Origin of the sequence: Micrococcus sp. CH7 (genome assembly GCF_001595485.1) — a bacterium.
GTDB lineage: Bacteria > Actinomycetota > Actinomycetes > Actinomycetales > Micrococcaceae > Micrococcus > Micrococcus luteus.
On the sequence record NZ_LOSQ01000039.1, the window covers coordinates 1 to 13,348 of the forward strand.

At 70.1% G+C, this 13,348-nt stretch carries 10 protein-coding genes and 1 pseudogene; 8 read left to right on the forward strand and 3 right to left on the reverse strand.

Going from position 1 to position 13,348, the window contains the following annotated elements; genetic code table 11:
* From AUV08_RS12090 to AUV08_RS09230, 3 genes and pseudogenes are all read left to right on the forward strand, one after another.
* Nucleotides 1–481: pseudogene (locus tag AUV08_RS12090) on the forward strand (glycosyl transferase); the annotation flags it as partial.
* Between the two features lie 183 nt (nt 482–664).
* A complete protein-coding gene (locus tag AUV08_RS09225; RefSeq protein ID WP_061873213.1) occupies nt 665–1,618 on the forward strand; it encodes a WcbI family polysaccharide biosynthesis putative acetyltransferase in 954 nt (317 codons plus the stop codon).
* Between the two features lie 112 nt (nt 1,619–1,730).
* The gene (locus AUV08_RS09230) at nt 1,731–2,912 is read left to right on the forward strand and encodes an NAD(P)/FAD-dependent oxidoreductase (protein ID WP_061867494.1); all 1,182 of its coding nucleotides are present in this window, start codon (nt 1,731–1,733) and stop codon (nt 2,910–2,912) included.
* Between the two features lie 170 nt (nt 2,913–3,082).
* On the opposite strand, the gene AUV08_RS09235 is transcribed toward AUV08_RS09230, so the two are convergent.
* Entirely contained in the window at nt 3,083–3,844 is a 762-nt protein-coding gene (locus AUV08_RS09235) for an OBAP family protein (protein WP_061867493.1), read from the reverse strand.
* 345 nt (nt 3,845–4,189) lie between these two features.
* On the opposite strand from AUV08_RS09235, the gene AUV08_RS09240 reads away from it, so the two are divergent.
* Complete coding sequence (locus tag AUV08_RS09240; protein ID WP_061867492.1) at nt 4,190–4,465, forward strand: DUF1540 domain-containing protein; 276 nt, start codon at nt 4,190–4,192, stop codon at nt 4,463–4,465.
* Nucleotides 4,466–4,566: 101 nt separating this feature from the next.
* Here AUV08_RS09240 and AUV08_RS09245 read toward each other — a convergent pair whose 3' ends face one another.
* Together AUV08_RS09245 and AUV08_RS09250 are read right to left on the reverse strand one after the other, a co-directional pair.
* Nucleotides 4,567–5,394: a hypothetical protein gene (locus AUV08_RS09245; protein ID WP_061867491.1), complete on the reverse strand. Its 828-nt coding sequence runs from the start codon at nt 5,392–5,394 to the stop codon at nt 4,567–4,569.
* Between the two features lie 161 nt (nt 5,395–5,555).
* A complete protein-coding gene (locus AUV08_RS09250) occupies nt 5,556–7,355 on the reverse strand; it encodes a helix-turn-helix domain-containing protein (protein ID WP_197463618.1) in 1,800 nt (599 codons plus the stop codon).
* Nucleotides 7,356–7,478: 123 nt separating this feature from the next.
* On the opposite strand from AUV08_RS09250, the gene AUV08_RS09255 reads away from it, so the two are divergent.
* From AUV08_RS09255 to AUV08_RS09270, 4 genes are all read left to right on the forward strand, one after another.
* On the forward strand, nt 7,479–8,582 hold the full coding sequence (locus tag AUV08_RS09255) for an alcohol dehydrogenase catalytic domain-containing protein (protein ID WP_061867488.1): 1,104 nt from the start codon (nt 7,479–7,481) through the stop codon (nt 8,580–8,582).
* Between the two features lie 11 nt (nt 8,583–8,593).
* Nucleotides 8,594–10,006: a hypothetical protein gene (locus tag AUV08_RS09260; protein ID WP_061873215.1), complete on the forward strand. Its 1,413-nt coding sequence runs from the start codon at nt 8,594–8,596 to the stop codon at nt 10,004–10,006.
* A gap of 221 nt (nt 10,007–10,227) precedes the next feature.
* Complete coding sequence (locus AUV08_RS09265; RefSeq protein WP_060775116.1) at nt 10,228–12,189, forward strand: class I SAM-dependent DNA methyltransferase; 1,962 nt, start codon at nt 10,228–10,230, stop codon at nt 12,187–12,189.
* Nucleotides 12,190–12,191: 2 nt separating this feature from the next.
* Nucleotides 12,192–13,283, forward strand: coding sequence for a restriction endonuclease subunit S (locus tag AUV08_RS09270; protein ID WP_061867485.1), 1,092 nt, complete (start codon nt 12,192–12,194; stop codon nt 13,281–13,283).
* The last annotated feature ends 65 nt before the right edge of the window (nt 13,284–13,348 follow it).

Genomic DNA, 13,348 nt, shown 5'->3' on the forward strand with positions numbered 1-13,348 from the left:
CGCGGCGCCGGGGGCGCGGGTCGGCGTCGTGGGCGGCCTCGACGAGGCGGCGGCGCGCGCGCTCGGCGACCCCCGCGTGCGGCTGCCGGGCGAGCCCGACGGCGGCGCGGCGGCGGCCGAGGACCTGCCGCCGACGCCGGCGCGCGGCGACCTCGACGCCGTGCGATCGGTGCCCGACTGGTCCGTGGACGTGCGCGTGCCGCTGCGGCCCGCCGGGGCCGGCGCCCGCCCTGACGCGGACGCCGTCGCCGCGTGGCTGCTGCGCCTGGAACGGGCCGGCGTCGAGCGCGTGGAGGTGCTGGGCGAGCCGGGTGAGCCGGGCGAGCGGGGCGTGCTCGCCGTGCTGACGTGCGCACGGGCGCGGTGGCTGCCTCGGCGGGGCGGGACGGCGCGGGGGTGGCGGGTGCCCGCCTCCCGGCTGGGCTGGGCGCCCGTGGCCGCCGTGCCGGACCTCGAGGCGTGGTGGGGCGGCTGGGGCTGAGCGGGCCGGTGCCCGCGGGGCGGGGCTGGCACAATCGCGGACAGGACGGAACACGGGAGGACCGATGAGCGAGCTGGACGAACTGGACTTCGCGGCGCTCTCCGCGTTCCTGGCCTGGTGGTTCGGGAAGACGGGCGTCGGCTGGATGCGGCGCGAGGACGGCTGAGGAGAGAGGAGGCAGGCGTGCACGTGGACGAGGGACGACGCCGGCACTACGGCCACTTCTACGGGCTCGAGGACCTGCCCGAGGGCGACCTGTTGCTGGTGTGGGGCAACTGCCAGGGCGAGTCGTATCGGCGGCTGCTCGGCGGGGAGCCCGGCACACCGGTGCACGGGGCGGACCTGGTGAGCGTCCGCGTGCCGCCCGCCTTCGAGGCCCAGCCGGACGAGGTCGCGCACCTGGAGCGGCTGCTGCCGCGCGTGAAGGCGCTCGTCACCCAGCCGATCCCGCACGACTACCGGGGCATGCCCATCGGCACGGACCAGCTCGTGGCCCGGCTGCCCGAGGACGCCGCCGTGGTGCGGATCCCCGTGGTGTACGACGTCTCGCGCTTCCCCTGGCAGGTCACCCTCCGCAATTGGAAGTTCGCGCCCGGGGCGGCCGAGCGGCCGGGGGAGGACCCGCCCGTCGTGCCGTACCACGACCTGCGCGTGCTGGCCGAGGCGGCGACGGGCCGTCGTCGGGAGGTGGCGCCGGCGGCGATCCGCGAGGCCGCGGCCGCGTCCGTGCAGGCGCTGCGGGCGCGGGAGGAGGCGAAGGGGACGCTGTCCATGGCGGACCTCGTGGCGGCGGAGCGGGGCGTCGGCTTCTACACCGTGAACCACCCGACCAACACGGTGCTGACCCGCGTGGCCGAGCGCGTGGCCGGGCACCTGCCGGGCGACGTCGCCGTCCAGCCCGTGCCCGCCTCCCGCGTGCTCCTCGGCGGGGTGCGCGCACCCCTCGAGGCGGTCGTGGTCGAGGCCCTCGACCTCGACGCCGAGCCGACCGAGGACTGGACCGTGGCCGGACAGACCGTTCCGGCCGAGCAGCTGCGCGAGGTGCACCTGGACTGGTATGCACAGAACCCGCAGGCCGTGGAGGTCGGGATGCGCAAGTACGCCGACCAGCTGCGGCTGCTGGGCCTCGCGGGCTAGCGCCGGCTCCGGCCCCCAGTGGAGGATGGGCGGCACGTCCCGTCCACCGCGGAGCACGTCTGCGGGGGCGGTCGTACCGTTCCCTTGACCCCGTCACCCCACGGAGGACCACGTGACCGAGCAGTACGACATCCTGATCGTCGGTGGCGGCAACGCCGGCGTGTCCTTGGCCGCCGCACTGCGGCGGAAGCGGCAGGGCCGGGTCGCCATCGCCGACGGCCAACAGCTGCACCGCTACCGGCCGATGCTGAACTACGCGGCGGGCGGGCAGGCGGACATGGCCCGGTTCGAACGGCCGATGCGATCCGTCATCCCGGACGGGGTCGAATGGATCCCGGACCACGTCGTGGCCGTGGACGCCGAGGAACGGACCGCGGTGACGACCACCGGGCTGACCGTGGGCTTCCGCCACCTGGTGCTCTGCCCGGGGCTGACCCCGTGGTGGGGTGCGATCGACGGGCTGCGTGAGGCCTACGCCGCCGGATGGGCGGCGAGTGCGCACGTGCCCGAGCACGTGGACGCCGCCCGGGCGCTGCTGTCGCGTGTGGCCGCGGGGGACCGTGTGGTGGCGAATGTGCCGGCTGAGCCCTCCTCGTGCGGCGGCACCGTGCTCAAGGCGCTGTTCCTGGCCTGCGCGGCGTGGGAGCGCAAGGGGATCCTGCCGGACGTGGACGTCCACCTGGTGACCCCGTACGGCCGGATCCTGGACCGGCAGACCATCGACCCCGCTCTGGCCGAGGCCGTGGCGAGGTACGGCGTCCACGTGCACGCCGGCGCAGAGGTGAACGCCGTGGACCACGAGGCCCGCGAGGTGGTGCTCAACACCGGTGAGCGGATCACCGACGTCGCGGCCGCGTACATCACGCCCGTGGTGCGGGCCCCGGAGTTCATCGCCGAGGCGGGCCTGGCGGACGACGGCGAGGCCGGCCTGGCGGCGGCGGATCCCGAGACCCTGCTGCATCCCGTGCACCCGCACGTGTGGGCGCTGGGCGACGCCGCCGCCCTGGGCACACGGCCCTCCGGCGGTGCCCTGCGCCGGCAGGTCAAGATCCTGGCCCAGAACATCCAGGCCGCGGACGCGGGGAAGCCGCTCCAGAAGTACGACGGCTACACCGTGATCCCCGTCATGGTCAGCCGGGACGAGCTGGTCCTCGACGAGCACGTCCGCGACGGCTCCGAGGACCGGTCGATCCCCGGCGTGGACCTGACGACGCCGCGGAAGAGCACGGCGGCCTTCGACCGCTTCGGCCAGCCCCGGATCTACTGGCACCGACTGCTCAAGGGGAAGGTCTGAGCCCAGCGTTCTCGCCGACGCGACACATGCGGCGGACGTGCTGTCCCTCACGGGGCGCCCCCGCCCGATCCGGATGACGGCGCCGGCCCGCCGAGCGTTTTCGTTCGGGAAACGGCGGCGTGTCGCACCGCTTTCGTTCGGGAAACGGCGCCCTGCTGACGCCGTCGGCCTCAGTCGTCGCGGCCCCGCACCGGGCGCTCCTCGAGCGTGGTCTGCACGACCTGCCCGCGCTCCCAGCTGTTCGCGCCCCGCACCACGTCCGAGACCGAGATGTCTGCGCGGTTGCGCCACTTGGCCGCGGTGTCCACGCCCACGCGCTCGTCCCGGGCGCGCAGGAGGGCCTCGTCCACCTGGCCGTCGCCGGTGAGGCCCATCATCAGCTGGGGGATGCCGTACGGGAAGTCGTCCCGGTCGTACTGCCAGGTGTGGAACGTCTTCCCGTAGGTGTGGATGAGGTCTTCGAAGTAACTGTGCTCGGCCAGCTCGGGCACCCCGGGGGCCGTGAGGGCACCGGAGCTCACCTCGTAGTGGTGGCTGTGCCACAGGCGTCGCTCCTCGTCGGGGAGGTTGCGGAACCGCTCCTCGCTGATGATGTACTCGATGCCGATCAGCCGCGCGTCCGGCGCGTTGCGGTCGAAGATCACGCACTGGTGCAGGTCGTGGCGCAGGTGGATGCAGAAGTGGCTGGCTTCGACCTGCCGGCCGAGGTCGTCGGCGTAGAAGTGCAGTCCGTTGAGATAGGTGCTCATCGCGCCCATGGGGTACTTCGGCTGGACCAGGCCGGATGCCGCGTCCAGGAGGCGGTGCTTGAGCGGGTGGCCCTTCCCGACGGCGCCCATGAGGGCGATCCTGCGGGCTGCGGTGACAGCGGCCGCGGTGCCCAGTCCGGCGGCGAACCCGAGGGCGGTGGAGGACAGGCGATGGGTGCTCATGGCCCCACGCTAGGAGCGCGGGGCGGACTCGGCCAGGGTGGTGGAGCTGCCGGGGCTGCCGGGGCTGCCGGGGCTGCTCAGGAGGCGGGGACGGCGGATCGTCTGCGCATCTGACCCTTCTGAGTGGGCGCGTGGTCGCCAGAAGGGCCAGAGATGCAGAAGATTCCGGGCGGCCGGCGGGCGCGACGTCGGTCCATACGACACGCGACAATGCGCAAAATACATTTGCGCTAATCTTCTATTGACTAAGGATCGCCCCTCTTGTGCTATTCGTGAGCCGGAGTAATCTCGATTCCAGCAGCACCGTCCCGGCCCGGGGCGGTCCCGAACCGGGAGGATCACGCCATGACCACCGCCGTCCGCACCTGCGCCGCCAGCGCCTGCGCCTTCAACGCCGAGTCGTCCTGCAACGCCCTGGCCATCACCGTCGCCGGCTCCGACCGCACGCCCGGCTGCGGCACCTTCGTCCAGCTGGACGTCCGCCGCCCGGTGACCGAGGGCGCCTCGACCGTCGGTGCGTGCCACCGCCTCGAGTGCACCTACAACGCCGACCTCGCCTGCACCGCCGAGGGTATCGAGGTCACGGACGTGGCCACCTGCGCCACCTACGCGATCGACTGACCTTCCCGCCGGTCGCGCCACACGCCCGGGTCTCCGCCGCAGGTCGGCGAGGGCCCGGGCGTGTCTCGTCTCGAAGCTGAGACCGAACCGGGGCCGTGGCCTCAGGGGTGGGCGACCCGCGCCGGGATCGCGTCCAGCAGCCGCCGCCAGGCGTGCCGGGGGCTGTGATCGAGCCGGCCCGCACCGGGCAGGGCCACGTGCACCGCTGCGGCCTCGCCGTCGCGGACGCGGAGCAGGGTCACCCCGGCTTCGTCCGCGTCGAGGGCGTGGGCGGGGGACTCGGGCAGGGGCCCGGTGCCGACCTGCAACGGGGTGCTCTCGCCCGGCAGCAGGCCCAGGGAGACGGCGTCGGCCAGGTCCGCGAGCACCTCGGGGGCGGTGCCCAGCACGTCGTCCCACAGGTCTGCGAGCTCGGCCTGGTCGATGAGCCCCCGCGACGTGAGCGGCAGGGTGTGGCGGCAGAACACGGCGACGCCGTCGACGTCGTGCAGCAGGATCCGCTGGGTCTCGACGACGCCCACGCGCACCCGCGGGCCGACGTCGGCCACGAGGTCCGCGACGCGACCGCGCAGCCCCAGCTCCGCGACCTCGGCCGAGTCCCGGCACCAGCGCAGGGTGCCGAGCAGATGCACGGACGCCAGGCGGGTGGGGAGCGTGAGGTCCAGGGCGTCGCGCAGGACGTCCACGCGCACGTCCAGCGGCGCGGGCGTGTGGAACGCGCCGAGCGAACCGAGGAGGTTGGGGACGTGGGCGATCACGAGGCGGCCGTCCGCGCTCACGCCGTGGACGGCCGTCGTGAGCGTCTCGCCGGCGCGGAAGGCCGTGACCTCGACGGAGCCCTCGCCGCGGAGCAGCCGCTGGGCCAGCAGCAGGCGACGGGGCGCCACGGGCGGCAGCGGATGAGCGGGGTGCGTGGAGGCGTGGGCCATGGGGGTCCTTCCGGCGGGGGTCCGAGAACCAGTAAGGCACACCTCAGTGAGATACGCAAGGCGAGTGTTGTGTATTTTTCGCGTGTGGGGCGGTGGGGGCGTGTGTCAGGAATCGTCTGCGGATCTGACCCTTCTCGGTGGCCGTGACCGGGTCAGAAGGGTCAGGCGCGCAGGACATCTCCCCCGGGGGCAGGGGCTGTCACTCCCGGGTGCGCTCCCCGGGCCGGCGGAGCTCCTCGGCGCGACGACGGGGTTGGCTTCGCACGGGTGGTGCGCCCGGGGGCGCCGCCGTCGTCGCGTGCTGCCGAGAGCAGGGCGAGATGGAGGTCGAGCGACCGCGGGGGCGTGTGCCAGTCGGAACCCAGGACGGCGCCGAGCTGCTCCAGTCGTTGCAGGACCGTGTTGCGGTGGAGGAAGAGCCGGCGGGACGTCTCGGCCACGTTCATTCCCGCGTCCAGGTAGGTCAGTGCGGTCTCGCGGAGGGCCGAGGCACGTTGGGGCGGCAGGTCGCGCAACGGCGCCAGCGGGCGGGCCGTCACGTCCTTGCTCGCCTCGCCGGCCCCGGCGAGGACCATGCCCACGGCGCCCACGGTCGACGCGTCCACGGCGTGGAGCCCTCCGGCCACCCGACTGACGGCGAGGGCGTTCTCGAGCGTGTGGAACGCTCCCGGCAGATCGCGGAAGTGCTCGCCCGGCCCAAGGAAGGCCATCTGCCATACGGCGTCCGTCGCATGCCGAACTGCCGCCTCCACGCGGGCGGGCACATCCGGGCGGTCGCCGATCACGCACCAGGTGCCGCCCCACGGAGCGCTGAGGCGTACTCCCGCCACGGGTGAGAGCACTCGCTCTGCGAACTGGGGTTCGGGTACGGCGGCGAGATCGATGACGACCAAGCTGATCTGTGAATCCTCGCGCAGGCCGAGCTCGGCGAGCGCCCGACGCCGTCGCACGATTCCACCGGCGGAATCGTCGACGAGTTCGGCCAGCAGGCCGGCGCCCGCCTCGAGCTCGGTGGCGCGCCGCGCGCTGCGGAGCCGTCGTGCGAGCAGGAGGTGCTGCGCGGTCCTGACCAGGGCCTTCTCCTCGGCAGGGTCGAGGGCGCGGCGGACGGCGAGCCAGTCGTGCGCGTCCCGATCTGCGGGAACGAGCGTCCAGGTGCAGCCGTCCGGTGCCTCGACCTGGTGAGCCTCGCCCGTGGTGTGACGCGAGGGGAGGGTGGGGGCGGGCCGCAGCGGGGACGTCGGGCGTTCGGGGGAGAGGAGCTCCACCTCCACCCCCAGGTGCTCGGCGGCCCGATTGAGCACGGCCGTCTCATTGGGCTCTTCCAGCAGGGACTGGCACTGGCGCGAGGAGAGCTCATCCAGGCGAGTGAGCTCACGCAGGGACTCGCGTTCGTGATCCCGGTCTGCGTCCGCGCGCCCCGCGGCGTTGAGTGCCTCCGTGTAGCGATGTGCGTTCTGGATCGCGATGGCGGCATGTTTGGCGAGTGACTCGACGATGGTCACCTCGGAGTGGGTGAACCTCCGGGCGCGACGTTCGGCGACCATCAGGGCGCCGAGCGGTCGGCCGTCGACGATGAGGGGTGAGCCCATGATCGCGTGGACGCCCTCGGCCTGCACCGCGTGGTCCACCTGGGGGATGTGGGTGATCGTTGGGTCGTTGGTGTAGTCGAGGCTCTGGAAGAGTGCCAGACCCTCCGCCACCTTCCCGAGCACTCCCGTGCCGATGGGCATGCGGATCGTCCGGTACGCATGGGTCACCACGCCCTCAGCCCGGCGGATGTACGTCTCACCTGCTGCGTGGTCATTGAGGCTGAGATACGCCATGTCCGTTCCGACGAGGGCCCGAGTGCGCCGAACGATGGACGCCAGGACGGATTCGGTGTCGGCCAGTTCCGCGAGGTCGGCAGCCGTGTCGAGCAGGGCTCGCAGGAGGCGGTGGTCGAGGGCGTCGGTGGGCATTCTGCCCATTTTAGTCCGCTAGAGATGGACTGGATGTCTATAGCGCTTGACGGGGGAGCGCTGGTGGGATGGGAGGAGGCCGTGAGGCCTACATCACACATCCCCGTCGTGGAAGGCGCTCACATGCTGATCCGTGGAGCTGTTCTCGAGGAGATCGGCCGGCAGAGGCCGTACGCCTCGTCCCGTCCCCTCACCGTCTCGGACCTGGAGCTCGACCCCCCGGGCGAAGGCGAGATCCTCGTCCGCATGGAGGCTTCGGGGGTGTGCCATTCGGATCTGTCCGTGGTGAACGGTCATCGTGTTCGGCCCGTCCCCATGCTGCTCGGCCACGAGGCCGCCGGGATCGTCGAGGAGCTCGGTGAGGGTGTCGACGACGTGGAGATCGGCCAGCGGGTCGTCATGACGTTCCTGCCCCGATGCGGCGAATGCGATGCGTGCAAGACCGACGGTCGCCTGCCCTGCACCCCCGGCACGGAGGCGAACAACGCCGGCGTCCTCCTGGGCGGCGGGATCCGACTCCACCGCGACGGTGACGAGGTGTTCCATCACCTGGGCGTCTCGGGATTCGCGACCCACGCGGTCGTGAATCGGAAGTCCGTGGTGCCCGTCGGCTCTGACGTGCCGGCCGCCGTCGCTGCGGTCCTGGGATGTGCCGTGCTGACCGGCGGCGGCGCCCTGCTCAACGCCGCGGCCCCGGAAGAGGGGGACTCCGTCGCGATCGTCGGCCTCGGTGGCGTCGGGGTCGCCTGCCTTCTGACGGCGGTGGCCAGCGGTGTGCAGGAGATCATCGCGGTGGACATGTCCGAGGAGAAGCGGGAGCTCGCCCTCAGCTACGGCGCGCATGCCGCCTACTCACCCGAAGAGATGGCGGAGCGCGGCATCAAGACCACCCACGCCGTCGAGTGCGCCGGCCATCCGGCGGCCTTCACCACGGCGTTCAACGCGACGGCGCCGGGCGGCCGGACCGTCACGGCAGGGCTTCCCTCGCCGGAGCAGACGGCGGAGATCTCACCGCTCACCATCACGGGTGAGGCCCGCACGATCATCGGTTCGTACCTGGGCACCTCTGTGCCCGCTCGCGACATCCCGCGATACGAGCAGATGTGGCGTGAAGGTCGGCTGCCCGTGGAGAAGCTCGTCTCCGCGACCATGCGGCTCGACGACATCAACGAAGCGATGGACCAGCTGGCCGATGGCCGTGCGGTCCGTCAGATCATCGAATACTGAAGGCCACGGACATGACGACTACTGCGCATCACTCGCTGGACGATGAAGGCATCGGGGAAGTCTCCCCGCACTGGGAGGCAGGGCCCTTCCAGATCCGCCTGCCGTTCGTGCACTACCGCTTCGAGTGGCCGGACTACGTCCAGGGCCTGTTGATGTGCGCCGTGGACCTGGCGGCCATCCCCCTGATGGTCGAACTGCTCGGCATGCCGTTCGAGGTGGCCCTCGCCGTCGTGGTGTTCAACGGCCTCCTGTACCTCACCCATCACCTTCTCGGCGATCCGGTGGTTCCCGGGTGGATCACCCCGGCGATCCCGCTGGTCATGGCCTACTGCTCAGCGTTCCCCGAGGGGGAGGAGCGTGTGCATGCACTCATCGCGTTCCAGTTCATGCTGGGCGTCTTCTCGATCACGTTGGGTGCGACGGGACTCGCCTCCAAGGTGGTCTCGCTGATCCCCTCCGCCATCAAGGCGGGCGTCCTGGTGGGTGCGGGAATCGCCGCCGTCCAGTCCCTCTTCGTCGCCGGAGGGCGTTTCGAGACCTTCCCGGTCACCATCACGATCGCGGTGGGGATCGCCTTCCTCCTGCTCTTCTCCAGCCGGTTCGCCGCGATGCGGACCAAGAACCCGATGTGGCGCACGCTCGGCAACCTGGGCATCCTCCCGGTGATCCTGCTGGCCGTGGTCATCGCACCCCTGGCCGGCGAAGCCTCGTGGCCGACCATCGAGTGGGGGTTCAACACCCCGGACTTCGCTGGCCTCTTCGCCGGGTACACGATCTTCGGCATCGGCCTCCCGCCGGCCTCGATGTTCCTCACCGCGCTGCCCACCGTGCTCGCGACCTACATCGTCGTGTTCGGCGACGTCCTCCAGGCCCGGGCGATCCTCAAGGAGGCCGACCAGATCCGCACGGATGAGGCGGTCGTGTACAACCCGGACCGTGCCCACCTGATCTTCGGCGGCCGCAACACCATCATGTCCATGATCGGTCCGGACGTGGCCATGTGCGGTCCGATCTGGTCTGCCATGCACGTCGTGATCGTGGAGCGCTACAAGGAAGGCCGCAAGGCCATGAAGTCGATCTTCGGCGGGGCGGGGTCGTTCCGGTGGGGCACGAACACCGGGCTCCTGCTGCTGCCGATCGTGACGCTGGTGCAGCCGGTGCTCGGGGTGGCTCTGGCCCTGACCCTGCTCATCCAGGGATTCGTGTCCGTGAGGGTCGGCATCATGGAGGCCCGCAGCGTCAAGGATCTCGGAATCGCGGGAGTCACCGCTGCGGTGCTGGCGTCCAACGGTGCCGCATGGGGCCTGGCGACGGGCGTCATCCTCTGCCTCGTGGTCTACGGCCGGGACTTCTTCCGCGGTGAGCCGGATGCCACCTTCGAGGCGATGCTCCGCGCGCAGGAGGGCCAGGCCGCCGAGAGCTGACGTCTCACGGGCCGCAGCCTTCGACCGGGGCCCCGGGATGCATCGTTCACTGTGATGCAGACCGGGGCCTCGGTGCGTGAGTCTGGCCGCCGGAGGGCCCGCGCAGCGAACTGCGACGGAGTGGGGATCGACCGTGCCGGGCGTGAGCCGAGGCCTGGGTTGTCGCCGTGCCAGAATGAGGCCGACTACCACACCGCCGTGCTCCGAAAGGCTCTGCCACCATGCCCTCTCCCCAGAACCTCTCGAACTTCGTGTGGGGGATCGCGGACCAGCTCCGGGGCGTGTTCAAGCCGAACCAGTACGGCACGCTCGTCCTTCCGCTCACCATCCTGCGCCGCATGGAGGCGGTCATGGCCCCGCACCGGGAGTTCTTCGCGGAGCTGGCGGCCAAGGGGCAGCCGGACTTCGTCCTGGACAACCTGGTCGAGTCCCGCACGGGCCTGACGTTCTACAACCTCAGCCCCTTCACCCTGGACCGCACCCTGCAGGAGCCGGACCTGCTCCGCACGAACCTGCTGGCCTACGTGGACGGGTTCTCCCAGAACGTGGCGGACCTGTTCACCTATTACGAGTTCGACAAGACGGTCGCCAAGCTGGACGAGCACGACCGCCTCTTCCTGGTCCTGCAGCAGTTCGCCTCCATCGACCTCTCCCCGGACACCGTCTCCAACGCGGAGATGGGCACCCTCTTCGAGGACCTGATCCGCCGCTTCGCTGCCGCCTCCAACGAGACGGCGGGCGAGCACTTCACCCCGCGCGACGCGGTGAAGCTCCTCGTGGACCTGCTCACGGCCAACGACGACGACGTCCTCACCGGGTACCCGGTCCGCACCGTCTATGACCCCACGGCCGGCACCGGCGGCATGCTCTCCCTGTTGGACGAGCGCCTGCGCCGCATGAACCCGAACGCGGAGGTCCGCCTGTTCGGGCAGGAGCTCAACGATCAGTCCTATGCGATCTGCAAGTCCGAGCTGCTCGGCAAGGGCCAGGACGCGGACGGCATCGCCCGCGGGGACACCCTGAAGAACGACGCCCACCTGACCGAGCGCTTCGACTACGTCCTCTCCAACCCGCCCTACGGCGGCGACTGGAAGGCCTCCCGCACCGCGGTGGAGAAGGAGATCGCCGCCGGCGGCGCCACAAACCGCTTCCCGGGCGGCACCCCCGCCATCAGCGACGGGCAGATGCTGTTCCTCCAGCTCGTGGCCTCGAAGCTCCGCCCGGTCTCGGAGGGTGGAGGCCGGGCCGGCATCGTCCTCAACGGCTCCCCGCTGTTCACGGGCGGGGCCGGCTCGGGCCCGTCCGAGATCCGCCGCTGGCTGCTGGAGTCTGACCTGGTGGACGTGATCGTCGCGCTGCCCACGGACATGTTCTACAACACTGGCATCGCCACCTATGTGTGGGTGCTGGACAACAACAAGCCGGCAGACCGCCGCGGCAGGGTCCAGCTGATCGACGCCCGCACGTTCTTCACCAAGCTGCCTCGCAACGTGGGCTCGAAGAACAAGAAGTTGTCCAAGGAGGACCGCCAGCGTGTACTGGACATCTACCGGGACTTCGATGCCCAGTCCGAGGCCTACGCCGAGTTCTCCAAGATCCTCACCGCGCAGGACTTCGGCTACCGGGAGATCACTGTGGAGCGCCCGCTGCAGCTGCGCTTCGAGGTGGAGGATGCCACCATCGCGGCGGCGCTCGCCACCAAGCCGGTGGACAAGCTTCCCGACGACGGCCGCTCGGCTCTCGAGGCCGCCCTCGCCTCCCTGCGTGGCCGGGCCTGGGACCACCAGCCCACCTTCGTGCTAGACCTGAAGAGGGCGTTGAAGGAGCACGGCGTGACCGCCGGCGCTCCACTGGTGAAGGCCTTGACCGGGGCGATTGGCGTGCACGATCCCGAGGCTGAGGTGGTGACGAACAAGAAGGGCGAGCCGGAGCCGGACACCTCGCTGCGGGACACCGAGCTGGTGCCCTTCGGCCGGGACATTCACGAGTACTTCGAGGCTGAGGTGGCCCCGCACGTGCCTGGCGCCTGGATCGACGAGTCCAAGACGAAGATCGGCTACGAGATCCCCTTCACCCGACTCTTCTACACGTACGTGCCACCACGCCCGCTCGAGGAGATCGACGCCGAGCTCAAGCAGCTCACCGCCGAGATCATCGAGTTGCTGAGCGAGGTGGAGCGGTGAGCATGCAGCTACGCCGCGTCGCTCAAGTTAATCCACCTGTTCCCGAGTTGCGCGGCTTGGGGGACGATGAGGTCACCTTCCTGCCCCTCGAAGCGGTCTGGCCGGACGGTCGGCGCCGGTACGAGTTCACCAAACCGGCCAACACGGCCGGATACACCGTCTTGCGTCGTGGCGACGTGGTGATGCCCAAGATCACTCCGACGTTCGAGGCTGGCCGCGTGTTCGTGGCTGATGACCTGCCGACAGTGGCAGGACTCGCCACGACTGAGGTGCATGTGCTCCGGCCTCGTGGAATCGAACCCAGGTATCTTGCCTACTTCCTTCGAACGCAGCCGGTCCTCAGTGAGGGAGAGACCGTCCTGCAGGGAGTGGGGAATCTGCGCCGAGTAACTGCTGAGTGGGTGTCTACTCTGTCGATCCCCGTGGACAACGAATCAGACCAGGCACGGATCGCGGATTACCTCGACCGCGAGACCGCCACGATCGACGCCCTCATCGCGAAGCAGGTCGAGCTAATGAACCGGTTGCGCGAACGGCGTCAGGCAGTCATCGACCGAGCATTCGTCTCCATCTCGGAGATAGTCATTCTTCGGCGGCACCTGGTTCTCAATGACTCGGGCGCGTGGGGTGAAGATCCGACGGGTGCGGACGATGTGGCAGTACTCCGTTCGACGGAACAGACGGTAGATGGGTACTGGGCTATTGGCGATCCTGCATTGCGTAACTTGTCCCAGACCGAGCGGCAGAATACCCGGCTCCGGGAGGGAGACCTCATCGTGACGAAGACGAGCGGGTCGTTCAAGCATGTTGGAAAGACGACCCTGGTGGACAATGAAGTTGCCGAGGGTGGCTACGGGTTCGGGAACTTCATGCAGAGACTACGTCTGCGGCCCACGATGATTCCGAAGTTCTTGTGGTGGTTCATGCGGACAGATCAAGCCCGTAGCTGGATTAATCTGGTCGCGACCACATCTACTGGTCTCATGAACCTCAATGGCTCGGTCCTTGGCCGGATGGAGGTTCCGCTGCCTAGCTTGGTTGAGCAGCGCGTGATCGTCGACCACCTCGACGGGCGTGTCAACTTGTCTGTGTAAGCGGGGTGGTCACAGGTAGGGGTTGATCCGGTCGGGGTAGGCCGCGGCGAGCTGGGCGAGGGCCT

Bases quoted from the DNA above. Each gene is read 5' to 3' on its own strand.
- AUV08_RS09265 (WP_060775116.1), top strand. From the start codon at position 10,228: ATGCCCTCTCCCCAGAACCTCTCGAACTTCGTGTGGGGGATCGCGGAC.
- AUV08_RS09235 (WP_061867493.1), bottom strand. From the start codon at position 3,844: ATGAGCACCCATCGCCTGTCCTCCACCGCCCTCGGGTTCGCCGCCGGA.
- AUV08_RS09270 (WP_061867485.1), top strand. From the start codon at position 12,192: ATGCAGCTACGCCGCGTCGCTCAAGTTAATCCACCTGTTCCCGAGTTG.
- AUV08_RS09250 (WP_197463618.1), bottom strand. From the start codon at position 7,355: ATGCCCACCGACGCCCTCGACCACCGCCTCCTGCGAGCCCTGCTCGAC.
- AUV08_RS09245 (WP_061867491.1), bottom strand. From the start codon at position 5,394: ATGGCCCACGCCTCCACGCACCCCGCTCATCCGCTGCCGCCCGTGGCG.
- AUV08_RS09255 (WP_061867488.1), top strand. From the start codon at position 7,479: ATGCTGATCCGTGGAGCTGTTCTCGAGGAGATCGGCCGGCAGAGGCCG.
- AUV08_RS09240 (WP_061867492.1), top strand. From the start codon at position 4,190: ATGACCACCGCCGTCCGCACCTGCGCCGCCAGCGCCTGCGCCTTCAAC.
- AUV08_RS09260 (WP_061873215.1), top strand. From the start codon at position 8,594: ATGACGACTACTGCGCATCACTCGCTGGACGATGAAGGCATCGGGGAA.